The following is a 23530-nucleotide window of genomic DNA, read 5'->3' on the forward strand; positions in this document are numbered from 1 at the left end:
GCCTCTGAACGTCATCCGGGCGGTTTGCGGCGCTCGGTCTTGATGGACGGCGTCGGCGGTTTGTCTTCGACGACCTCTTTGACGAGTTCTCTGAGCTTGGCCTTGGCCGTCTCGAGGGCCGCGACCCCCTCCGGAGTCGCACGATAGTACTTGCGCGTCTTGCCCGCGACGACCTCGCTGTACGAGGCGAGGTACCCGGCCTCCTCAAGCTTCTGAAGCATCGGGTAGAGAGTGCCGGCCCCAACGTCATAGCCGTGGCGGGCGAGTTCCTCCATCATCTCCACGCCGAAGATCGGCTCCTTTGAAGCGTGGTAGAGGACGTGCATCCGCACGAACCCTCCGAAGAACATCCTGGTCAGCAGGTCGCTCACGCTTTCGTAGCTCCGATATCGACGCTCGATATTAGAAAGATTAGCGGATGCGCCGGCGAGTCGCCCAGTGACGGGCGGGGTTCGGCGGGGAATTCAACGCTCTGGAGCCCCACCGCCTGGACGTCGCATCGCCGACTTCAAAAAGCATCTACTTTGGACAACAATATGCTTGACTTATATAGCCTGTCGGAGTGATAAACAGGCGACCGAATGGCCTGGCCAGGATTTCACATCCGAGGGCCGGCCCCTCGATGCATGGCATCGCATGAACGCTCGATTGCAATATTAGCCGTCGGCTCGCTGTGGAGGAACGCACGCGAGGTCGATCGTCGTCCGTCCCTTTCGGATCTTGATACTGACCGAGGCGACGGGATTCTCATGGCCGTGCAGCGACATCGTCCCTCTCACTCGTTTGGGGACAACATCACGTGGTCGCACATCGACGTGTTGTCTTGAGCTTGTTGCTCGGGTTCCTTTCGCTGGCGAGCTCAGCATCGGCCGCGGAACCGCCGTTGGCTGTGAAAGGATGGCAGGCAACGTCCGAGGACCGACGGAACGACGTGAATCGTCACGTCGAAACCAAGACCGCGGAGTGGCGATGGTTCGCGGAAGCGTCACACGGTCAGGAGGCCGGCGCGCCGTTCGTCCTTCTCCGATTGCTCCCCCAACTCGCCCCGGACATCTGGGGGCCAGGGGACCGCTTCGCGGGGTTCGGCCTCTTCGACCCGCCCGCTGACTATTACCGTGCGGGGGATGCCTCAAAGCGTCCCCTGCCCTTCGGCCTGGGTTGGGTCGTCGATCCGGTGACCGGCTGGAAGCCTTCCGAGGCCGGTGGAGCGCCGTCGATCCATTACGCGAGTCTGACCTGCGCCGCCTGCCACGTCGGACGGGTTCAGACCAAGCCCGGCGAGTCTTCCTACCTCATCGGCGCGCCGAACAACGAAATCGACGTCCGCAAGTATCGGCATGCGTTTGAGGCGACGGTGGTCGGCCTCATGTCGACCGACGCGGATCTGGATCGGACGGTGGCGAGCGTTCAGGAGCTCGTCAAGAAATGGTCCGACGGTGGACGGTCTCCCAACGCCTTCTTCGGCGGCTGGTACGGGATCGACGCCAGAGCGGAGGCCGACGAACTGGCCGTGTATCTGGATCCAGTCCGTTGCAAGGCGCTGCTGAAGGACTTCGCGACCAAGGTGCAGCTTGGTCGGCTCGCCGTCGACAAGCAATTGAAGACGAGTTACTCGCTCCCCTGGGCTCCGCCGCTTGACGGCGGCACGCCTGGCCAGTCCGACGGCAGTGGAGACCTGATTCCCAAGCTATTGCTTTTCCGCGAGGCGGCGCCGCAGGTCTACGGTTACACCGTCGATGCTGCCAAAAGTCCGGTCGAGCGGTTTCTCGCCGCAACCTACGTCGAGATGCCCTTTCAACTCGCCACGGCTACGGACGCCATGAGCGTCTGGCGGCAAGCCGACCGTCCGTTTGGTCAACTTGACGGCAGCGTGAGATCCCCATTCGTTCGCCAGGTTGCGGCGATGACCGCGGTCGTCGGACGGCCGATTGGGGTGAACTACGTCAATGCGGACTTCACGACTCGCTTCCTCCACGAACTCCCTGCCCCCCCCTACCCTTTCCCTGTCGACCTGACGCGAGCCCAACGAGGCGAAGCCTTGTTCAAGGCCAACTGCGCCGCGTGCCATCGTCCCGGGAACGGGTCGATCTATGGGAGAGAGGTCGTTGACACGGACATGAATCGAGCCCGCGTCGTCTCCGATCCGTCGGGGCGCGAGCTTCTCGTCCGCAGCTTCCTGGCGGCGATTCCAAAGGACTATGAGGCCACGGGTCCCGACGGAATGCGCTATTTCCCAGGCAAGCAGCCCGAGGCCGAGGTCGTCAACGATCGGTCGCGACCCTGGTCTCAGGGCTACGCAGCCGGGCCGCTCGATGGGATTTGGGCTCGCGCCCCTTACCTGCACAATGGGTCTGTCCCGACGCTCCGCCAACTCCTCGCGCCGGGGAATCCTGACAGCCGCCGACCGACGGCTTTTCTGCGAGGTCTGCCCGAATACGACCGGGTGAACGTGGGGTTCTCATGGGACGCACAAGTCGTGAACGGTCGCGTCGACCACGCTCCCACGGCGTCCCTGTTCGATACGCGATGGGACGGCGCTTCCAACCGCGGGCACGATCGCGAGGTGCGCGTCGACGACGAAGGCCGCCCGTCAGCCACGGCTCCGCCGAAGCGCCTTGATTGGAGCGGGCCTGAACGCCGTACTGACCTCGAAGACCTCCTGGAATACCTGAAGAACCTCTAAAGCAAGGCCTCCGACTCCACCTCCCCACGCCCCGGAGCGACCAACGATGGCACGCACCGAAGAAGAGCTGAAGGCGCCGATCGACGAGGATTTCCGGAACGTCATCCAGCAAATGATTGATCTCTTCACGCGGGTCTCGAAGATCGTCCACGGTCGCGCTACACACACCACGGGAATCGCGGCGCGGGGCTTTGCGAGGATCATCACCCCGCCCGACTTTCCCCCTTGCGACTTCCTGAAATTCGGCAACGTCTATCCCGTCGTCGTCCGGCACGCCACTCCCAGAACTGCGCTGGCCCCCGACCCCGACCCGACCAAGCCCCCGCTCGTGGACGTCGACGACCGGACTCTCGACGGCGGCGCCATGTCCATCAAGTTCCTGCAGCCCAACGATGCCAGCGGTCTGGGCTTTCACGATGTGATGATGAATACGGGACGCGTCCTCTTCGTCCGATCCGCTCGCGCCTTCAACACGATGATTCATACGCCGTTCGGAAAACGCGCCCCCCTGCTCCGCGTTAAGGGGAAGGACGATTGGGTCATCGACGATGAGAAGCTGACGGAGGCCTATCGAACCGGATCGTTCACCGAATTCTACTACCACAGCCAGATCGCGTTCGAGCTGACCGACTCCAACGGCGTCGTCCGTTACATCAAGTTCCGCAGCATCCCCGGCGACCGCGGCCCGGAGCGAGGCCTCTTCCCACCTGAAATCCGAGCGGGGGGTGATACGTTCGCGCCTCGATGGACGGACGACGATCGCGCCGAGAACTTCCGCCGAACCGACTTCGCGACGCGAGTCAATCACCTGGGCGTCGACTACATCCTCCAGGCTCAACTCCATCCTTCGGGCGACGCCGACGCCCTGAACCCGTCGGAGTACTGGGACGAGCGTTACCACCCCTGGCTCGACGTGGCCCAGATCCATCTGTCCCGAACGCTGACCCATGAAGAGATGGACGCCCTGGAATTCGACGCCAACCGGACTCACTCCAGCATCAACCTGCCGTTGGCGAAAACGGCCGACGACTACGCTTCGATGGGTCATGCTCGGGCGCTAATCTACTGGACCGTCCGCAAGGCCCGCCGCGATTCGCCGCAGCCTCACCGCGACTAGGCTCAAGACGGGACTCGAAGCTCACAGGCACGAGACGCTGGGATCGAAGCGGGGAGCCTCATTGATGGCGACTTCGGACGACCAGAAGCAGGCCGCCTTCAAGCGCATCGAGGAAGCGAGCCTGAAGCTCATCGACCTGAACCAGCGTCCGGTGCCCCGGGATCAGCACCCGAAGCATCACGGCTGCGTTCGCGCGAAGTTCGTCATCAAGCCAGGGCTCGACGCCAAGTACAGACAGGGTCTGTTCAGTGAGCAGGCTGTCTACGACGCGTGGGTCCGTTTTTCGAACGGCCGCCAACACGACGACGCCAAGGCGGACGCTCACGGGATGGCCGTGAAAGTGATGGGAGTCAATGGCCCCAAGGCCCTCGATGAGGAACCGGACGGTCGAACGCAGGATTTCGTGATGGTCGACCACCCCGTTTTCTTTCTACGGGGCGCCGAGGACTACGCCGACTTCAGCGACGCCGTCCTCGCGGCCCAGGGGAAGATCCGCACGACCGTCCGGACGCTCCTCCGCTCGATACTCCCGAACGAGGCGGCCTCGGCGGGGACGCTGTTCCTTCTCTACTTCTTCCCGACTCGCCTGGGAACCTTGCGCCTCGTCCGCACCTTCGCGTCGAAGCTCATCGCCAACCCGCTGACGACTCGGTACTGGAGCACGACGCCTTACCGTTTCGGCTCCGGCGCGGCGATGAAGTTCACCGCGAGGCCGGCGAGCCTTCCTGTGAGCGTCGTTCTCGATCCTGCACAGAAAGACGAATCTCCCGAGTCTGAATACACGCGACTTACCAAGTATCTCGGCAAGGCTGTGGTCATCGAGACCCAACCCAAGGCCGAGATCCAAACCGCGCCCAACTATCTCCGAGAGGCGATGATCGCCTCGCTCCGGGACGGCAAGGACGCCGTCTTCTCGTTTCAGGTCCAACTCGGGCAAAACAATCGCTCGACCCCGATCGAGGACCCGACCGTCGAGTGGCCGGAGAAGGGGAAAACCCAACCGGAGACGGTTGCTTGGCTCTGGATCCAAGCTCAGGATTTCGCCGACCCGCGTCGCGACGCGTTCGCGGAGAACCTCTCGTTCACCCCCTGGCACGCCCTGAAGGCCCATGAGCCGCTCGGTGAGATCAACGAGATCAGGAAACTCGTCTACAAGCGGGTCTCGGCGGCGCGCCACGCCGCGAACGGGATGCAGGAGCATGAGCCGCAGGCCAGCGACCCCGATCCGCTCACCGTTCCGGGGCCGGCACGCTGGGGAGACGACCCGTCGGCTTTCGGCGCCGTCCTCTCGGATGAGCTGGATCTGATCTGGCAGCGTCGCAAACGCCTCGTCGATTCTGATGGAAAGCTGATCGAGCCCGAAGAGAGCAGACCAGGGCCCACGCCTCCTTACACCCCGGGAGACGAGGACGCCCGGACGAAGGCCCATCGGCTTCGAGCCCTTCGAGGACATGTCACGGGCCTGGCGATTTCGGGCGGCGGAATTCGGAGCGGGACGTTCGCCGTGGGTTTCTTGCAGGGGCTGGCGGCCCTCGGGCTCATCAGGCGGTTCGACTATCTCTCGACGGTCTCTGGCGGCGGTTACGCCGGAGCCTGGCTGACGGCCTGGCTCAAACGCGAAGGGGGCGACCCGCGCAACGTCGAGAAAATGCTCTCGCCGAGCCGCGTCGACCAGGCGGATGCTCATCGGGAATACGTGGATGGGCAGGTCGTCGATACAGAGTCCGACCCGATCCGCCATCTGCGCGCATACAGCAGCTATCTGTTCCCCCAGGGAGGCATCCTCTCGGCCGATCCATGGACGGTCGTCCTGATCTGGCTACGGAACGTCGTAATCAACTTCCTGATGCTGCTGCCGGCGATCATGCTTGTGGTCGTCGCCGTGCGACTGGCGGTCCTGCTCTATGGGGCGTTCAATCCATTGGAGATCGAGTCCCCCGGCAAGTATCTTGCGTTCTCCTTGTTGTTCGCCGCGCTCGGGCTGCTGGCTGGGATATCGGCCTATCGTAGTAACGCCGAGGCCTTGAGACTGATCCGTTCCAGACCTCCCGCCGATCCTTCCCTAAGCAGTCTGGGACCGCCCACGGAGGTGCGCTCGCGAGTCAACCGGGGCGTCCTGCTGCCGGCCTTCCTCGCCTTCTTCCTGCTGACGCTTTCGATCCGTCCCCTGTTCTGGGCGATCGGCGACTATCTAGCGAACCAGCGTCTGCGCCTGACGCGTACAGACCTACCGGAAAACGGCCTGGCGAAGCTGGCGGCGCAGGGATTTCAGTTCGCCTTCGATTTCCTGCAATCGAACCTGGATCTCCTGGGGCTGCCGATGTTCCTGGGGATCGGTCTTTTCGTCGGCCTGTTGACCGCCTGGGGAGGGCGGAAGAACGTCCCTCCGACGCCACCCCACTCCCGCCCGCATTTCATCTGGGCCTCGTTCATCGCTGGAGCGACCGGCGGCGTACTCTTCGTCCTGGTTGCGGGCCTGATCCGGGCTTTCGCGCGAGGCGTTCGACCTGACCTGATGGCGATGTTCGCCACCCCGCTGGGGCTCCTCGTCGTGGTCGCGGTCCTGATCGTGTTGGTGGCCCTGCTCGGCCGACGCATTGACGAGGCGGAACGAGAGTGGTGGGCTCGCCTGAGCGCTTCGGTATCGCTGCGGGCCGCGATCTGGGTGGGGCTGTTCGCGACGATTCTCTACGTCCCTGGGCTGTTCCTCTCGGCGGGCCCCTGGCTGCGGACGGCGATCGCCTCCGGCTGGGCCGGGAGCGCGGCGGTCGCCGTGTTCTCGGGACATTACATCCTGCCAAGGCTGGGCCCGATCGGCGGCAACCGACTTACCTCGATCCTCGCCCTGCTCTCGGGCGTTTTCCTCGTCGGCCTCGTCGGCGCGGTGGCGCTTCTCGCCTCGCTGCTGGCGAACATCCCGTCGCCGCTGGCCCCCTCGGCCGACGACATCAGCCGCTTCGCATATTACCTACGAGGTGTCAACGGGGGGGACGCCTCGCAGTACGACCTGCTTTTCGAGGCGCTCCGGCTCGTCCTGATCGGGGTCGCCTCCCTGGTCATGTTCGTGCTGGCTCGGCGCTTGATCGACGTCAACCTGTTCTCGCTGAACGCGATGTACGCCAACCGACTGACCCGATGCTATCTGGGCGCCTCGCGGTCCAAGCCGACGTGGGAAGATCGCTGGAAACTCCCGCGAGACGCTCGGGCCGAAGTCGGGGCGCCGTCGCTGAGTCACGAAGACGGGCCGCCTCGCATGGAGAACCCTGTCACCGGCTTCGACCCTCATCGAGACGATCTGACGCTCCGCAGCCTGAAGATCGGGACCGGCGACGCCGCCCACCCTTACCTCGGGCCCCACCTGCTGATCAACACCTCCCTCAACCTGGTCGGCGAGAACTCGCTGCAGCTCCGCGACCGCAAGGGGGACTCCTTCGTCCTATCGCCCCTCTATTGCGGCTCTCCGCGTGTCGGTTATTCGAAGCTTGAGCCTGTGCCGGAGTCCGACGCCGACGACGACCTGACCCTCGGCCGGGCCGTCTCAATCTCCGGCGCGGCCGTCGACCCGAACATGAGCTTCTATCAGTCGGGAACGCTCACCGCTCTGCTGACCCTCTTCAACGCGCGGTTGGGTTACTGGATCGAGAAGCCCGGAACTTCCGGATGGGCGGCCCGGAGCCCCGTCTTCGGCGACCTCATCCTGAACGAGTTCTTCGGCCGGACGAATGACCGCGGCGACTTCGTCCACATCTCCGACGGCGGCCACTTCGAGAACATGGGCGTCTATGAGTTGATCCGACGCCGATGCCGATACATCGTCGCCCTGGACGTCGGCGATGACGGCGACCCTTCGAGCGACAACCTGGCCAACCTGATCCGGCTCTGTCGCATCGACTTCGGCGTGCGCATCAGGGTCGACACACGCGGCCTGACCATGCAAGGCCCGGACAAACTCACTCGCAGCCACGTCGCGGTCGGGAGCATCCACTATGAGGACGTCGACCGGGGGGAAATGCCCGGCGTCCTCGTCTACGTCAAAAGCTCCCTGACGGGAGACGAACCCCCAGACGTCCAGAAGTATGCCCGGAAAGACTCCCGTTTCCCCCACCAGCCGACGGATTTGCGGCAGTCGTTCGACGAGGAGCAGTTCGAGAGCTATCGCTCCCTGGGCGACCACATCGCCTGGGAAGTCTTCGCCGATCCGGTGGACCAGATCCGTAACGACTTGCGCGACCAGGGTCGCGGACCGGCTGACTCCGTTCCGCATGAGGAATACGCATCGCGGCTGTTCGCCGCGGTTCAGGATCGCTGGCTCGAAGTCCCCGACGGTTTGGACGCCCTTTACGCCTCGATGAGCCGCGATTGGCCGGAGATCCAGGGGGATCTCGCGAACCGGTCGGGCCTGGGCGCCCTAAGCCGCAGTCTTTACCCAGACGTCGAGGTCCCCGACGGCGAGGCGGGGGTCTCCCTGCGTCGCGAGGAGCTGCACACCGTCGCCCGGATGCTCGCCGCGATGGAGAACGCCTGGCTTGGGCTTTCGATGCAGCGGACCTCGGCTCTCCCGCTGAATCGCGGCTGGATGAACGCCTTCCGAAGGTGGGCCGGCTCCGACGCTTTCCGCCGGGCCTGGCCGATCCTGCGATCCGAATACAGCGACCAGTTCGTTCGGTTCTGCGAGGACGAGCTACACCTTCAGACCGCCAGGCCATCGGCAATCCGGCTGGAAGTCGGCTTCGACCAGCTCGACGACGCGGACGGGCGCAAGAAAGCCCTCGATCTGATGGACGAGGAGTTCGCCCGCGACTGGCCCGACGAGCACCGGGCCGAGCGGGGCGTCCTCGACCAGGCACGAAAGAGCCTGACCGTCGACGGAAAGCCGGCGGTCTGGCTGATGGCCCAGGCTTCCTCGGAATACTCTGAGGCTCGGCAGTCCCCCGCCCCGCTCTACGGCGGCGTGATCCTGGCCGTCGCGATCGGCGATGCGGCCGACGCTCCGGTCGAGATCGCCGTCTGGGTCAGGCCGCCGTATCGTCAAATCGGGCTGGGATCGATCTGCCTCTCCGAAGTCATGGCGGAACTGGACCCGAAGCTCAGCGGCAGGCTCCTCCTGACCCGCTACCCCGATGACGATCCAGGCGAGGATCAGAGCTATCTGAGTTTCCTTCGATTCTTCTCCCGGTACGACTTCCGCCCCATCTCGAGCAAGGCGAGTCTCGCAAGACCGGGATCCACGACGTTGCAACGGCCGGCTTGAACCGGGGCTCGACAGGCGGTTGCAGGTTTCACCGACGACCCTTGAGGGAGACGCTGATGGCCGTGCGGTCGCGATTCGCCAAGGGGGCACGCGGCCTCCTCCTGGTTCTGGGCATCCTCATCGCCCTGTTGCTCCTGTACATCGTCCTCGCCCCGCTGCTGGGGATCGGCGGCGTCACGACGCCCGCCGCGCAGGGGCCGCTTACGGTACGTCTGGATCAGGGTTGGAACGGTTACGACTCGCTTCGCTTCCACCACTCGACGCAGGGCTCGCGAATCCTTCCGCTCAGTTGGTTCATGGCCCTCGAGCAACCCGTCTTCACTCCTCTTCCGGTCGGCCTGCTCGCGGAGCGCGACTACATGGGCCGGTTCGGCTTCATGTACGAAACTGAGAGGCCGGCCGCCGTGAAGTCGGGCGTTCTCGAACCGACGCCCAAGGGGGCGCCCGCGAAAGACCCTTATGCGGAGGCCAAGCTTGCCCAGGACGATTTCGACCTGCCTCTCGGCTTCGCCATCCATCGCAACTTCAAAGCCCCCTATGCGGACCCGCCGGTCTCGACCGAGACTCCCGTGGTCGGGCTCACCTGCGCCGGCTGCCATACGGGGCGACTCGACGTCAAGCTGGAGGACGGCACCCTGAAGTCGGTGATGATCGAGGGGGGATCAGCGATGATCCACATCACCAACTTCCAGCAGGCGGTCGGCCGGGCGCTGTTCTTCACCCAGTTCTTCAAGGAACGGTTCCGTCGATTCGCGCGAGCCGCCCTGGGCGAGTCGCTGCCGGACGACAACCCCAGGATCCTGGCGCTGAAGAAGGACCTGGATCGGTTCATCGAACTCGGCCTGGCGAGCGAGGACTACGCCAAGGAGCACAAGCTCAACTCAACGCTCTCGGGCTACTCGCGGACCGACGCGCTCGGCCTCATTGGCAATCGCGTCTTCGGCGTCCTGAACCAGGAAAACCAGGTGGTTACAGACGCGCCGGTCAACTTCCCGCACTTGTGGGATACGCCCTGGTTCGACTGGGTCCAGTACAACGGGTCGATCCGCACGCCGATGGCGCGGAACATCGGCGAGGCGCTCGGCGTGGGCGCGGTCATCAATTTGAAGGACCCACTGAAGCCGACCGATCCCCCGCTCTACGAATCCTCAGTCCACCTTGCCAACCTGTCCTGGATGGAAGATGCGCTCGGCGGCGACGAACCATTCCAGGGGCTGCAACCGCCGAGCTGGGCGGACATGGCCCGCAAGGTCTTCGGCAACGATCCCCCCGCGGGCTCGCCTTATGCCATCAATCGGGAGATGGCCGAGGCTGGGGAGAAGCTCTACAAGGCGAACTGCGTCCGCTGCCATCTTCCTCCCCATAAGACCCTGACGGCCGTGCCGGATCGATCCCACTCCGAGTATTTCTCGAAGCCGGATCCGGGCAGCGGCAAGCACTTCCTTCGGCTGAACGTCGTGGGTCTGAACGTGATCGGCACCGACCCCAATCAGGCGCTCAACTTCTACCGCCGGGTCGCCACCGCGCCCGAGCCGCCGACGCGCGCTTATTCCAACACCGACGACGACGCCGCTCAGCAGAGGGTGGATTACGCGAAGCAACAGGCCGTGAACGAAAACTACGCCTACTGGTCCAGGCTCGTCCGGCAGGCGACGCCGAATTCCTCCAGCTTCGCGATGATCTCGGCCGAGGACGGGCTCTTTCGCGTCACGTCGATGATCCGACGGCTCCAGTACCAGAGCCAGCAGTACCAACTCCTGCCGCCCAAACTTGAACTCCAAAAGCTCCTTGAACACCACGAAGGCGACATTCAGCGCGCTGGCGCCGGCCTGGTCGTCGTTGCGTTCGTAGGAGACGCCCTGTACTGCCGCGTCTTCGACGTCGACGGCGTGCCCGTCATTGATCGAAGCGAGCGTGACGTGAAGACGCCTCCCGCTCGCCTCGCGGCCCTCAAACAGAGCCTCAAAGCTCAGCAGCCCGGCAGCCTTCCCGTCGCGAAATACCTCGGCGAGATCGCCGCTGTCTTTTTCCCCGACCAGGCCAGGTTCTTCGACGAGAAGTCGCGAACTGAGCAACGGAAGCGATGGGACCGATACCGGGCAATCCCCGCGCCGCTCGACCTCGGCGACGAGCGTGCGATCCTCGAAGCCGCGGGCAAGGACTGGGTGATCATGGCGAACCTCGGATACCGGGCTCGCCCTCATGACGGGATCTGGGCCACGCCGCCGTTCCTTCACAACGGCTCGGTGCCAAATCTCTACGAGATGCTCGTGCCGGCGAAGGAGCGGAGCCCGAAGTTCTATCTCGGCTCCACCCGTTTCGATCCCGTCCGCGTCGGCTATGAGTCGAGCCAGTTCCACGGCGGATTCGAGATGGATACGTCACTCCCCGGCAATACGAACGTCGGCCACGAATTCCGTAACTTCACCCTGGAGGATTTCGAGTACCTCAAAGGCACGCCCCCGAACGAGAAGTCCACGCTGGCGCAACGATGGTGCGACGTCCTCGGAATCGAGGAGACGGAATATCATGCCCTGGTGAAACAAGACGCGCTGAAGGCGTTGATCACAAAGAAGACCCACGAGCGGCTCGACGAGCCTGGACCGCGTGCGATCAAGGGAGTCATCGGCGCGGAGTTCACAGACGACGAGCGTTGGCGGCTGGTGGAGTACCTCAAGACTCTGTGAGCGCTCGATGCCATTCCGACGGTCGATCCGGGGGTCGAGCTATACGCCGCGTATAGGCGGCCTCCGGAGTCGAAGAGCAGGGGAGTCGGGAGCCTGGACCGGTGGGGATGTCAGAGTGATTTGCGTCGAGATGACAGACGCCGTAGGGTTGTTGAACGGGTAGCCCGGGCGGGTCGCCTGGACTACTGCTCCCGCTTGGCTTCAATCCTGAACGATCTGCTTATACTCCGCGTATAGGATGGCTCGAGGGTCGTTACACCCCGCCTCGAATCGGCGGAGCCAATCGACGACGCCAGTAATCGGGGTCAGCCTCGATCTCTCCCATGAATCGCCGTGCGATGGGACTTGGTGGACGCGTCCCCTGTTCCCAGGCCCGGACGGTATTGGCGCCTACCCCGAGAAATCGGGAGAAGACGACCTGGCTCATCTCCAGCAGATCCCGAACGCGGCGGACGTCGGCGGGCCCGTATTGAGGAAGCGCGAAATCGGCGGCGTACGTCCTCACGGTGAGTTTCGTTGCGGGGGACCGAGCCTCGGATCGAACGGCCTCGATCGCCTCGTCGAAGGCTGCGACGATTCGAGAACCCGCCGTCGAGAGCGAACGGTCCGCTCGCTCCGCCCTACGGTCAGTTGTTCGCTTCATGCCCGTTCCCCCTCCGCCGCGTCCGACGGAATGCGACTTCCAACTCCCTGCGGAAACTTTCAATGGCGGCGGCAATCGCCTGACGGTCTGCTGAGCTCAGATCGGCCTTCTCGTTCTTCCCGAACACGACGACCAGCGCCACCGTTCCGAACTCCGGGTAGTGGACGTAGCAAACTCGATGGGCCCCGCTCTTGCCCTTCGCCGACCGCCGACCCGCGAATCGGACCTTGCGCAGTCCGCCGGTATCACGCACGACGGGCGCGGCCGTCGGGTCCTTGAGAATCTCCAACTCCAGACGCCGAAGATCCTCGCCGTCCAGGTCGAGACGCTCCCAGTCGCGCGTGAAGGCCGGAAAGCGGACGAACCGCAGCCATCGCTCGGGATCGATCTCGCCCACCGGCTCTCCTCGTCACTCCCAGACCCACCACCGCCACAACTGATGGTATACCACTGAGCGGCATAGCAAACCAGCCTGATCTCCACCCGAGGCCATCCACACATCGCCCAGATGACAGGCAGCACTGGATTCCTGGTGAAAATCCAACGGACCTCGGACGCATTCCGCATTCAGGTTCATATTCCTAGATGGAGGAAGGAAGTCCAACACGCCCTGTGAGTTCGACCCAGCCGTAAGTCGATCGCCCTCTGGTAACGTGCCGCCCATGCCGAACGAACCCAACGTGGCCCGCCGCCACGATCCGCCCTGCGGCTCCCCGAAGCCGGCCAACGCGAGCCGTACCGCCGCCGCGCACCAGAAATCTGACCAAACGAACCCAAACGCCCGCACGAGGAGGGGACGCCGTAATGCAAACGGCGGTCAGCCGGTTCAGCGACGAACAAACCCAAACTCTGGCCCCGCCACGATTCGCCCGGCAGCTTCCTGAAGGCATTTAGGAAGAACCTCGCCACGGAAACACGCTGAAGAAGTCGCCGAACGAACCCAATGTCCCGTCGCCTACAGGTCACGAGGACGGCGGCAGAATCGAACGCCTGCGGCGCGCGATCGAACCCACGCCGAGGGGCGGTTCAGAAAGGCTTATACGCAGGGTATACCCGGGCCGATATCTCCCCCTGTGGAAACGGACTTCAGGGAGGGGGACGCATGCCGGTCATTACGGCCTTGAATCAAAAAGGGGGGGTCGGCAAAACCTCCACCTGCTATCACCTGGCGGGAGCCCTGGCACTGACCGGCAAGCGGGTGCTGCTGGTCGACAACGACCCCCAGGCCAGCCTTACGCAGGGGTTCCTCGGGCCCCAGGCGACCCGGGCGCTTGATCCGTCAGAGACGATCGCGGCCGTCTATCATCAGGAGGCCATGGCGGAGCAGGTGATCCGAGGGACCCACGTCCCCGGGATCGAGCTTTTGGCCGGCGGCCGGTCGGCGGGGAGCTTCAATATCCCCGACCCGCACCTGGCGGAATGGCCCCTCCAGATGGCGCTCCGGGACTTCCTGGCCGAGGTCGCCGACGCCTATGACCTGGTCATGATCGACTGCCCCCCCAACCTGCACCTGGCCTCGTGGACGTCGCTCGTCGCCAGCGACGCCCTCCTGGTCCCGCTCCAGCCGGAGGACTTCGGCGCGCAGGGCATCGCCGACGTCCAGGAGTCGATCGACCGCGTCGTCTCCGGACCCAACCCGGCGCTCAAGCTGCTGGGGTTCCTCGTGACGATGTCCAACCCCCGGCTTTCGGTCCACAAGGGGTTCGAGCAACTGCTGCGCACCCACTACGGCGACGCCGTCTTCACGACGACGATCCCGATCTCGACCGACTACAAGGAGGCGATCGTCCAGCGCCAGCCGGTTGCACAGTACAAGCCCAAGGGGGCGGCGACCAAGGTCATGAAGGCGCTGGGGGACGAGATCTTCGCGCGACTGGCCGCCGCCGACGCGCCGCACGCCGCGGGGGAGGCCGCCTGAAATGGGAAAGCTCGACAACCTGCTGAAGGCCGGCGGCGCGAACATCGCCGAGAGCATGGGCGCCGGCCTGAACCGTCCGGCCGCCGGAGTCGCCCCGACCTCCACCGTCCCCAGCCGATGGCAGGGGGTGGCCAAGAGCAAGAACGCCGTCGAGGTGCCTATCGACAAGATCGTCCCCGACCCCGATCAACCCCGCGAGGAATTCGAGCCGGAGGCGCTCGAACGCCTGGCCGAATCGCTGAAGACTCGCGGCCAGCTCCAGCCGATTCGCGTCCGCTGGGACGAGGCCCAGGATCGATACGTCGTCGTCTGCGGCGAACGCCGCTGGCGCGCGGCCTCCATCGCCGGCCTGGCTACCCTGCAATGCGTCGTCTCGGAGGGGCCGATCGATGAGGGCGAGTTGCGGGCTCTGCAACTCATCGAGAACTGTCTGCGCGAAGACCTGAAGCCTATCGAGCAGGCCAAGGCGTTCCGCGCCCTCATGGATCGCAACGGCTGGTCGGGTAACCAGACCGCGAAGGCCCTGGGCGTCGCGCAGCCGACCGTCGTCCGGGCGCTCGCTCTTCTCGATCTGTCCGAGCCGGTGCAGGAGCGCGTCGAGGCCGGGACGCTCGCGCCGGGGACGGCCTACGAGATCGGCAAGATCCGAGATCCCGAGGTCCAGCATGAGCTGGCCGACCGCGTCGTCTCCGAGGGCCTGAGCCGCGCGGAGACCGTCGAGGCCGTCCGCGTCGCAGCCCGTCGCGCGCCGTCGACGGTCGGCAAGGGGAGGGGAGCCGGCAAGACCAAGCTCCCGATCTCGCGGACTCTCCGAGCCGCCGGTTGCAAGATCACCGTCGAGAATCGCAAGGGCGTCGACGACGCCCTGATGATCGCGGCCCTCCGCGACGCTCTCGACCAGATTGAAGCCCTCGCCGACCAGGCCGCCTGAACGCGGGGCTACTTTCCAACTCGCGTCGCCGCGAGGTTCTGGATCAGCTCGGGGAGGTCGTCGAGGGCGAACTGTTCCTTGACGGCCCCTTCGAGGAACGCGGCCTTGTTCATGCCGTACACGACGGACGTGGCCTCGTCCTGACCGAACGTCAGCCCGCCGGCGTCGAGAATGGCCTGACAGCCCTCGACGCCGTCGCGGCCCATCCCCGTCATGATGATCCCCACGGCCCCCTTCTTGTGGAGGCGGGCGACCGACTTGAACAGGACGTCGACCGACGGCCGGTGGCCGCTCACCGTCGGATCCTCCTGACTGGAGAGCGCCGCACGGGATCGCGCGACGGATCCAGTCAGCGTGAGATGCCGTCCCCCAGGCGCCACAAGCACGCGGTTCGGCGTCGCGAAATCCCCTTCGGCCGCTTCCTTGACCTCGACGGACGAGGTCCGGTTCAGCCGTTCAGCGAAGACCGCTGTGAACTGCGCCGGCATGTGCTGAACGATGACGATGGGCGGCACGGGCGGTCGAAGCAAGGGGATCACCCGCGCCAGCGCCTGAGGCCCTCCCGTGGAAATGCCGATCGCCACGCAGGTCACACCCTCGCCCGTGGAAGATGCGAACACCCGCGGCGGCCGAGCGGCAGCCGAAGAGGAAGCCGACGCGGAAGGGAGGTGTCGAATCACCCGCCCCTGCGCCGCGCCGAGAACCTTGGCGACCAACAGCTCGCCCTCAGCCCGCATCTCGGCGAGCTGGTTCCGCACCGGCTTGGCGTGAAAGTCGACGGCGCCGAATTCCAGGGCCTTCAGAGTGACGTCGGCCCCTTCCTGGGTCAGCGCACTGACCATGACGACCGGGACCTCGTGAACGGCGAGGATCGCCGGCAGGGCGTCGAGACCGGAAACCTCGGGCATCTCAACGTCCAGCGTCACCACATCCGGCTTGAGCTTCGCCGCCTGGACGACGGCCTCGCGACCGTCGCGAGCCACCCCCACGACTTCGAGCCGCCCCGACGAGTTGAAGACGTCGGTGAGGAGCCGGCGCATCAAGGCCGAGTCATCGACGACCAGCACGCGGACGCGCCGCGGAGCATCGGAAAGTCGGGACTCAGCCATGACGGTCGCGTTCCTCGCGAGGATGTTATCAGGACGTAGGCCCACTCAGGTAGCGGCGCCGACCTTGTTGAGCAGCGACGCCACGCGGTCGCGGTCAAAGGGCTTGACGACGAAGTCGAGCGCCCCGAGTCGGATGGCGTCCATCACCGATTGCTTCTGGTCGACGGCGGTTATCACAACCACCTTCGCCTCTGGGTCAAGCTCACGGATCTTCTTCAGGGCTTCCAGTCCGCCCATCACGGGCATGACCAGGTCCATTGTCACTAGATCAGGCTTGAGCTCGGCGTAGAGCTCGACGCCCTGCGAGCCGTCGGCCGCCTCGACAACTTCCCACCCGGCGTCGCGCGCGACGCCGCCGATCAGCCGCCGCATGAACATGGCGTCGTCGACCACCAGGAGCCGCTTCATGCACGACCTCCAGAAACCAGGAAGGGCCCGACTCTCCAGTCTATCACCGAGAACCTAGATCTCACGCTCGTCCCCCCCCGGAGTCCGAATCCAAACGCGGCCTGTGGCCGGCTCAAAGACCATTCGACGCCCCGCGTCGCCGCCGAGATCCCGGGCCAGAATCGGGATCCGCAAGCCTGCCAGAATGGCCTCGACGGCTTCCTGGTTGAGTCGGCCGATGTTCCTGGCGGCCGCTTCAGGACCAGCCTGGAACATGCTCGCCCCGCCGGCCAGTTTGGCGACGAGGCGGCCGGTCGTCTTCCCCTGCAAGGCTCGTTCCATGTCGGAGATCAGCGCCGGGATGGCTGTATCGGCGTACTTGCCCGGGCTCTCGACAGAGCCCCGCGCGGAGGGGAGGACGATATGCGCCAGGCCCCCGAGTTTCGTCGCCCGATCGTGGAGCACCACTCCCACGCACGAGCCGAGCAGCGTGCTGAGCCGCGCCGGAGCGGCAGCCACGGCCCAACGGCCGATCGCCACGGACGTCGTTCCCTGGAAGTCGGATTCCCTGGTTCCGGGCATGTCTCGACTCCTCCGACTTTCAAGACGCGTCCGAGCCGGGGAGTGCCGAAGCCAGAGCCGCCAGCGATGGGGCGTCTGGTACGAGGAGGAGCGTCCATTCCAACTCGTCGCCCGGCGTCGCAGTCTCGAAGGCCGTTCTGACGAGGAGGACCTTCTCCAACTCCAGGGCCTGATCCATCAGGGCGAACTGAAGCAGGCTGCCCGCGAACTCATGGAGGAAGACCGGCGGCGTCGGGGCCAGCTCGCCCGACGCTCCAAGACCGCTGGGCAGATGCGCGGCGAGGGCGTTCAGGTAAGCGCAGCCGACGATGTTGGTCGTCTCCATCGCCGCGGACCGCTCGACTTCACCCCATTCGACCGTGGTCCCGAGCGGCTGGCGAAGGAGCAGATCCACGAGCGCGAGGCCGGCGCGGTCCTTGAAGCAGAGGAGGATCGAACCGCCGAGCGGGCCTGTCAGCCCCATTCGACAAGCCGCCACGAGGGTCTCCGGCGGCCCGAGCGCTTCAGCCGCCTGCTCAAGCTCAACCTGATCCACGTCGCCGAGCTTGAGGTGGACTTCCTGACCGAGCCAGCGTGAAAGCGCTTGAGACGCCGAATCGGCTCCCCGCTCCAGGATCGTCCGCAGCATCCGTTTCTGCACGTCCGACAGGTGCGTCATGCGAAGGCTCCTCGGCGGGAGGCTGCGGCGTCGATCACGGCGTCGACGTCGAGAATCAGCGAGACGCGGCCGTCACCCAGGATGCTCGCTCCCGAGAGTCCCGGGACTGGGCGATAGTTCCGCTCCAGCGACTTGAGGACGACCTCTTGCATGCCGATCAACTCGTCCACGACCAGGCCGATCGTCGTCTCTCCGTCCTGGACAATCACAACGTGGAACGACGACGACGGGTCGCGGAATCGGTCGCCCTCAGGGGCCGAGGGATGGCGCTCGCCGCCCCAATCGAAGACGTCGCCGAGAGAGGCCAACGCGATGAACTTGCCCCGGATCTCGATGGTCGGCCGGCCCTGCACCCGGGCGATCCGGTCGCCGTGGATCTCCACGATCTCGTCGATGTGGTCGAGCGGCAAGGCGTACACCTCGTCGTAGATCCGGACGAGGAGGCTGGACATGATGGCCAGCGTGAGCGGCAGGCGAATCGTAAAGACGGTCCCCTGTCCGGGCGTCGTGCGGATGTCGACGCTGCCGCTGAGGTTGTCGATCCGATCCTTGACGATGTCCATCCCCACGCCGCGGCCCGAGATCTCCGTCACAGTCTCGGCCGTGCTCAGTCCGGGATGCCAGATGTATGGGACCAACTCGCGGTCGGTCATCTCCGCGGCCTGCTCGCGGCCGACGAGCCCCTTCGCCACGATCTTGCGGCGGATTCGCTCGCAGTCGATCCCTCGGCCGTCGTCGCTCACGGTGATGACGACGCTGTTCCCCCGGTGCGAGGCCTGGAGCGACACCGTCCCCGCGCGCGGTTTGCCGGCGGCTTCGCGGTCCTCGGGCGGCTCCAATCCGTGGTCGACCGAGTTGCGGACCATGTGGATCAGCGGGTCGCTTAGCTCGTCGATCATCCGCTTGTCCAGCTCGGTCTTCTCGCCGTCGATCCGCAGCAGAACTTCCTTCCCCGAGGCGTGGCTCAGGTCGCGAATCACCCGGCGGAACCGCTCGAACAGCGGGCCGATCGGGACCATCCGAGTTTCCAGAACGCCCTTTTGCAAGCCGTCGGCGACACGCCCCAGACTGTGGATGGCGTCGGCCAACGTCTTGAGACGCTCGCGACCCTGACGAAGGCGGTCCAGTTCGCCTCGGATCGTGCGGAAGTCCTCGCGAAGACGACGGACGTGGCCCGCCCACCGGTCGACAAGACCATCGGCCGCTCTGGCGGATGCAGGGCCGACGACCTGGTCGAGCCCGCGCATGATGACGTCGAGCCGTTCCTCGGTTTCGACGGCCAGGCCGCGGGCGTCAGCCCCGCGAAAGACGTCGTCGAGGCCTCGGGCGACATCGATGAATCGGGCCTTGTTGATGACCAGCTCGCCCGCCAGGTTCATCAGGTTGTCGAGTCGGTCGCTGTCGACGCGAATCGTCTCGACCACTTTGGCCTTCTTACCAGTCCCTGAGGGAGCCGACGCCGATGTCGATTGGGGCGGACTCTCAACGATTTCCGCTTCCGCCTCACGAACGACCGATTCGACGGGCGCCGGCGCTGGTTCCTCGACAACCGTCGCCGGTTCAGACTCTTCGTTTGGGCGATCCACCAGAATGGCTCGAGCACCGTCGACGTCAGCAAGGGCGCGAAGTTCGTCCAGGTCCCCGGCCGCCACGATCCAGACGGTGAAGCTGTCCAGTTTGTCGAACTCGTCCAGACGCTCCAACGGCGGCTCGGTGGCCGTGATCCGTCCCCTCCCCGCGAGCCGTTCGGCGATCAGACGCGACTTCATATCGGCCAGCTGCAAGCCGGCCTCGAACTCCACGACCACGCGGATCAACTCTTCCACATCGTCCGGAGGACTCGGGAGAGTCGGGGCTGGAGCGGCCGGAAGAGGAGAATCCGTCGTCGTCGGCGGTGCCGCCGCCGACGACGACGCAGGCGCGGGAGCCGGAGGAGGCGTTGCCGTCGAGGGTGCCTTGAGGGCAACGTCGACCTCACGCGTCAGACCGGCGAGATCGCGGTTGCTCCGTCCTTCCGATCGTAGCTCACGGTGATAGTCTCGCAACTCGTCGAGACATCGGAACGTAATATCGAGGACAGGGCGGTCCAGCTCGCGTTTCTTGTTCCGAAGCTGGTCGAACAGGCTTTCAAGGACGTGGGTCAGCTTGTTGACCGCCTCGAAGCCCATGACGATTGAGGCGCCCTTGATGCTATGGAACATCCGGAAGGCTTCGGCCAATGACTTGGCGTCGGTCGGATCTTGTTCCAGGCGCAGCAGGGCGTCGTTGAGCGCGGCGATGTTCTCGTCGGTCTCGTCGAGGTAGAACGGCAGTAGTCCGGCCAGGTCGAAGTCCGCCATCGTCGGCCCTCAGCCCCCCTTGCGATAAAGCCAGGGTTTGAGCTTCTCCAGCGCCCCGAGCATGCCGTAGATGCCCTCCGTCGGACCGGTCACCAGATGACCGCCGCGGGCCATCGCCGCGAGGACGACGTCCACCACCTTCTTCTTGCTCGCCGCGTCGAAGTAGATGAGCACGTTCTTGAGGAAGATACAATCGAACGGCTCACCGAGCAGCGGAGAGAGGAGGTTGTGGTTCCGAAGAGTGACCAACGAACGGACCTCAGGCTTGAGCGTCCATTTCCCGGGCGGAGTCGCGTCGAAGTAAGCACGGCGGTCCTCAGCGCCGACGCGATGCAGGGCGCGTTCGTCGTACACAGCGGCCCTGGCGGCGGTCAGCGCCGAGGCGCTCAGGTCGGTCCCCACGACCTCCAGACGCCAGCCGGTCATTTCCTTCCGATGAGCCGCGAGCTTCAGGGCGATGGAGTACGGCTCTTCCCCCGTGCTGCAGGCCGCGGACCAGAATCGGAGCGATCGCGGACGCTTCCGCGCGGCGGCGTCAGCGATCGCGCCGGGGATGTAAACGTCGGCAAGCCAGCGATAGTGAGCGTCGTCCCTGAAGAAGTAGGTCTCATTGGTCGTGACGACGTCGAGGAAGGGCTGCATCTCCTCCCGCCCGGCAGGGGACCGGAGGAACTCGAAGTACCGGGCGTAAGAGTCGATCCCGGTAGCCCGCAGCCTCCTGCGAATCCGGTTGGAGACCAGCACCCGCTTGTTCTCCGCGAGCCGGATCCCGGAGGTCCGATAGATCAGGTCGCGGAATCGGGTGAATTCGTCGTCGGTCAGCTCGACGAGGTTCATGGCGGCGGCCCTCCGGGGCGTGGGGAGTCGCGTCAGACCTTGAACCCTGAGATGACCTGTTTCAGCGACGCTGCCTGGGCTCCAAGCTCCTCAGCGCTGGCGGAGAGTTGCTCGGAACTCGAGGCGTTCGTCTCGGTCAGGCTGGAGACGTTATGGATCGCCTTGCCGACCTCGGCGGACGCGTCGGACTGCTCGCGAGTGGCCGCGGCGATCTTGGCGATGCTGGCGGCCGTTTCCTCAACGCCCTGAACGATCCTCGCCAGCGACTGCCCGGCTTTCTCGGAGAGGCTGGCGCCGTCGGCGACGCGGCGGGTGGATTCCTTGATCAGCGCGGTGATCTCCTTGGCCGCGCCGCTGGAACGTTCGGCGAGCTTACGCACCTCGTCGGCCACAACGGCGAAGCCCAGGCCGTGCTCACCGGCCCGGGCGGCCTCGATGGCCGCGTTCAGGGCCAGCAGGTTCGTCTGGCTGGCGATCTCGCTGATGACCTGGATGATGTCGCTGACCTGCTCGCTCGACTTCTTGATGAGGACCATTGCCTCGATGGCCTGCTCAACTGACTCGCCGCCCTGCTTGGCCAGGTGCGAAGTCTTGTCGGCGAGACCTGCGGCCGAGACGGCGTTCTTGTCGATGTCCTCGATCGCATGCGAAAGCTGCTGGACCGAGGCCGACATCTCCTCCACGGTCGCCGCCTGGTTCTGCGCCGATTCGCTCAGGTAGTTGGCGCTCTCGGCCACGACCCGCGAGCCTTCGGCGAACTGGCCGGCCGACTCCACCACCTGACTGATAACCTCCTTGAGATCGCCGATCATCCCGGCCAGAGACTCGCCAAGCCGGCCCAGGTCGTCCTCGCCCCGAACGTCGATCGACACGGTGAGGTCGCCTTGCGCCGCGGAGCGGGCCGCCGCCATCAGTCGACCGACCTTGGTCTCCAGGTCGCGCTTACTGCGGTCGATGTACGCCTGACGGTCGAGACGTTCCAGAACCGTGGAAACCTGCCTCCCGACATTCCGCAGCGTCTCCAGCCGGCTCGGGGATGGCCTGAGCTCTTCCTTGGTGAAGAAGTCCATCGTCCCGATCACCCGGCCGTCGACGATGACCGGGAAGCAGACTCCGGACTTCAGGCCGTTCCGCTTGGCAGTCGGGGCTCGCGAGCAGCCTCGCATCTCACCCAGGTCGGGAACGAACACCAGGTCGCGCGACTGCCACGCCTGCCCGTTAAGCCCCTCACCCTCTCGGAACCGAGACGTGGAGCTGACCCGACGGAACTCCTCGTCGACCGAGCCTGAGTCAGCGACCCATCGCAGACGGTTGTCTGCTGGGTCGACCTGCCAGAACGAGCCGTACCACCAGCCGAACGCCTCGCGGACGGTGCCAAGCGCGATCTCGGCGGCCTCCTCGGCGGAAGTCGCCCCCCCCATGCCGGTCAAAAGACGGACCATCGCCGCGGAGTCGGCCTGCATTTCCTCTTCGCGTTCGCGAGCCCGGACCTTCTCGGTCACGACCTCCCAGGTCACCATCGGGAAAAGATAGCGGCCGCTCTTGTCCTTGATCGGCGTCACCAGCAGCTCGAAAAGGTCCGGGCCCACCTGGATCGTCCTCGTTCGCGGCAGATTACCCGAGTCGGCCAGAATCCGGCGCTGGTGCGATGGGTCCTTGTGAAAGACGTCGATCGAGGTTCCGATCATCTCGTCGACTCGGACGGGGAGGTGGGCTTCCAGCTTCTCCAGCGTCTTGCGGGCGCAGGGGTTCATGTAACGGATCTTCAGGTCGGAGTCCGCATACATCATGTTGACCGGAGCGTTTTCGACCATCTCGCGGATCCGCGTCAATTCCAGATCCTTCGCCAGGTCCCCGATCCGCTCCGAGGCCAGCCGCGCGATCGCCCGGACGGTGTCGCGTCGTTCCGGAGAGACCGTCTCCTCGCCGGGGATCGGAAATTCGAGCACGCCTATCACCTGGCCGTCGACGAAGATCGGCGCACCAAGGCCGGCGCGATAGCCGGCGCGCGCCGCCAGGGGGGCGCGAGCGTCGTCGCGAGCCGCCGTGAGATCGTCCAGGACGGCGACGTCCCGTGTTTTCCAGGCTCGACCGACAGCACCGTCGCCCTCGCGGAATCGCGCGCCGCGGGTGGCCCGCTCAAACTCGTCTGCCGCCCTTCCGGCATCGAGGGAGAAAGCTAACGCGCGACCGGTCTCGTCCGGCTTCCAGTACGATCCATAAGACCACCCGAATTCATTGCGAGCGACTTCGAGAACCGTCCGGACCACGTCTTCAAGCGTAGCGGAGTCGGACAGGGACTCGACGGCGGCGATCAACGCGCGGGCGTCGGCCCGCAGGTCTTCCGCAATCGAGCCGGCCCCAGGAGCGGCAGCCGACATCGCACGA

At 65.2% G+C, this 23530-nt stretch carries 16 protein-coding genes; 6 read left to right on the forward strand and 10 right to left on the reverse strand.

What is annotated here, in order from left to right; translation table 11 throughout:
- Positions 1-11 precede the first annotated feature (11 nt).
- Positions 12-371, reverse strand: a complete 360-nt coding sequence (locus tag G5C50_RS28055) for a PadR family transcriptional regulator (protein ID WP_206107887.1) — start codon at positions 369-371, stop codon at positions 12-14.
- Positions 372-931: 560 nt separating this feature from the next.
- Between G5C50_RS28055 and G5C50_RS28060 the strand changes: the two genes are divergently transcribed.
- From G5C50_RS28060 to G5C50_RS28075, 4 genes are all read left to right on the forward strand, one after another.
- Positions 932-2683, forward strand: coding sequence for a c-type cytochrome (locus tag G5C50_RS28060; protein ID WP_165074392.1), 1752 nt, complete (start codon positions 932-934; stop codon positions 2681-2683).
- A gap of 46 nt (positions 2684-2729) precedes the next feature.
- Complete coding sequence (locus G5C50_RS28065; RefSeq protein ID WP_165074394.1) at positions 2730-3800, forward strand: catalase family protein; 1071 nt, start codon at positions 2730-2732, stop codon at positions 3798-3800.
- Positions 3801-3864: 64 nt separating this feature from the next.
- Positions 3865-9051 carry a patatin-like phospholipase family protein gene (locus G5C50_RS28070; RefSeq protein WP_165074396.1) on the forward strand — a complete coding sequence of 1729 codons (5187 nt, stop codon included), beginning with the start codon at positions 3865-3867 and terminating at the stop codon, positions 9049-9051.
- Between the two features lie 56 nt (positions 9052-9107).
- Positions 9108-11738, forward strand: a complete 2631-nt coding sequence (locus G5C50_RS28075) for a di-heme-cytochrome C peroxidase (RefSeq protein ID WP_165074398.1) — start codon at positions 9108-9110, stop codon at positions 11736-11738.
- A gap of 253 nt (positions 11739-11991) precedes the next feature.
- Here G5C50_RS28075 and G5C50_RS28080 read toward each other — a convergent pair whose 3' ends face one another.
- Entirely contained in the window at positions 11992-12381 is a 390-nt protein-coding gene (locus tag G5C50_RS28080; protein ID WP_165074400.1) for a helix-turn-helix domain-containing protein, read from the reverse strand.
- Complete coding sequence (locus G5C50_RS28085; RefSeq protein WP_206107888.1) at positions 12365-12778, reverse strand: hypothetical protein; 414 nt, start codon at positions 12776-12778, stop codon at positions 12365-12367. The genes G5C50_RS28080 and G5C50_RS28085 overlap by 17 nt, the downstream gene beginning before the upstream one ends.
- 705 nt (positions 12779-13483) lie before the next feature.
- On the opposite strand from G5C50_RS28085, the gene G5C50_RS28090 reads away from it, so the two are divergent.
- Together G5C50_RS28090 and G5C50_RS28095 are read left to right on the forward strand one after the other, a co-directional pair.
- Positions 13484-14299: a ParA family protein gene (locus G5C50_RS28090; RefSeq protein ID WP_165074401.1), complete on the forward strand. Its 816-nt coding sequence runs from the start codon at positions 13484-13486 to the stop codon at positions 14297-14299.
- Position 14300: 1 nt separating this feature from the next.
- On the forward strand, positions 14301-15230 hold the full coding sequence (locus G5C50_RS28095; protein WP_240907402.1) for a ParB/RepB/Spo0J family partition protein: 930 nt from the start codon (positions 14301-14303) through the stop codon (positions 15228-15230).
- An 8-nt stretch (positions 15231-15238) separates the two neighbouring features.
- Here the strand turns inward: G5C50_RS28095 and G5C50_RS28100 are convergent, their stop codons facing one another.
- From G5C50_RS28100 to G5C50_RS28130, 7 genes are read right to left on the reverse strand one after another with little or no spacing between them, the layout of a single operon-like run.
- Positions 15239-16339: a protein-glutamate methylesterase/protein-glutamine glutaminase gene (locus G5C50_RS28100; protein ID WP_165074403.1), complete on the reverse strand. Its 1101-nt coding sequence runs from the start codon at positions 16337-16339 to the stop codon at positions 15239-15241.
- A gap of 45 nt (positions 16340-16384) precedes the next feature.
- Positions 16385-16747, reverse strand: coding sequence for a response regulator (locus G5C50_RS28105; RefSeq protein WP_165074405.1), 363 nt, complete (start codon positions 16745-16747; stop codon positions 16385-16387).
- A gap of 54 nt (positions 16748-16801) precedes the next feature.
- Positions 16802-17308, reverse strand: a complete 507-nt coding sequence (locus tag G5C50_RS28110) for a chemotaxis protein CheD (RefSeq protein ID WP_240907403.1) — start codon at positions 17306-17308, stop codon at positions 16802-16804.
- 19 nt (positions 17309-17327) lie between these two features.
- Complete coding sequence (locus G5C50_RS28115) at positions 17328-17966, reverse strand: chemotaxis protein CheC (protein WP_165074407.1); 639 nt, start codon at positions 17964-17966, stop codon at positions 17328-17330.
- The gene (locus G5C50_RS28120; protein WP_165074409.1) at positions 17963-20305 is read right to left on the reverse strand and encodes a chemotaxis protein CheA; all 2343 of its coding nucleotides are present in this window, start codon (positions 20303-20305) and stop codon (positions 17963-17965) included. Before G5C50_RS28120 ends, G5C50_RS28115 begins: the two co-directional genes overlap by 4 nt.
- A gap of 9 nt (positions 20306-20314) precedes the next feature.
- Entirely contained in the window at positions 20315-21142 is an 828-nt protein-coding gene (locus G5C50_RS28125) for a CheR family methyltransferase (RefSeq protein WP_165074411.1), read from the reverse strand.
- Positions 21143-21174: 32 nt separating this feature from the next.
- A complete protein-coding gene (locus G5C50_RS28130) occupies positions 21175-23523 on the reverse strand; it encodes a methyl-accepting chemotaxis protein (RefSeq protein WP_240907404.1) in 2349 nt (782 codons plus the stop codon).
- Positions 23524-23530: the final 7 nt, after the last annotated feature.

The sequence above is a fragment of the Paludisphaera rhizosphaerae genome (genome assembly GCF_011065895.1).
Classification (GTDB): Bacteria; Planctomycetota; Planctomycetia; order Isosphaerales; family Isosphaeraceae; genus Paludisphaera; species Paludisphaera rhizosphaerae.

Bases quoted from the DNA above. Each gene is read 5' to 3' on its own strand.
- G5C50_RS28080 (WP_165074400.1), bottom strand. From the start codon at position 12,381: ATGAAGCGAACAACTGACCGTAGGGCGGAGCGAGCGGACCGTTCGCTC.
- G5C50_RS28115 (WP_165074407.1), bottom strand. From the start codon at position 17,966: ATGACGCACCTGTCGGACGTGCAGAAACGGATGCTGCGGACGATCCTG.
- G5C50_RS28075 (WP_165074398.1), top strand. From the start codon at position 9,108: ATGGCCGTGCGGTCGCGATTCGCCAAGGGGGCACGCGGCCTCCTCCTG.
- G5C50_RS28130 (WP_240907404.1), bottom strand. From the start codon at position 23,523: ATGTCGGCTGCCGCTCCTGGGGCCGGCTCGATTGCGGAAGACCTGCGG.
- G5C50_RS28065 (WP_165074394.1), top strand. From the start codon at position 2,730: ATGGCACGCACCGAAGAAGAGCTGAAGGCGCCGATCGACGAGGATTTC.
- G5C50_RS28105 (WP_165074405.1), bottom strand. From the start codon at position 16,747: ATGAAGCGGCTCCTGGTGGTCGACGACGCCATGTTCATGCGGCGGCTG.
- G5C50_RS28120 (WP_165074409.1), bottom strand. From the start codon at position 20,305: ATGGCGGACTTCGACCTGGCCGGACTACTGCCGTTCTACCTCGACGAG.
- G5C50_RS28090 (WP_165074401.1), top strand. From the start codon at position 13,484: ATGCCGGTCATTACGGCCTTGAATCAAAAAGGGGGGGTCGGCAAAACC.
- G5C50_RS28100 (WP_165074403.1), bottom strand. From the start codon at position 16,339: ATGGCTGAGTCCCGACTTTCCGATGCTCCGCGGCGCGTCCGCGTGCTG.
- G5C50_RS28095 (WP_240907402.1), top strand. From the start codon at position 14,301: ATGGGAAAGCTCGACAACCTGCTGAAGGCCGGCGGCGCGAACATCGCC.
- G5C50_RS28110 (WP_240907403.1), bottom strand. From the start codon at position 17,308: ATGCCCGGAACCAGGGAATCCGACTTCCAGGGAACGACGTCCGTGGCG.
- G5C50_RS28125 (WP_165074411.1), bottom strand. From the start codon at position 21,142: ATGAACCTCGTCGAGCTGACCGACGACGAATTCACCCGATTCCGCGAC.
- G5C50_RS28070 (WP_165074396.1), top strand. From the start codon at position 3,865: ATGGCGACTTCGGACGACCAGAAGCAGGCCGCCTTCAAGCGCATCGAG.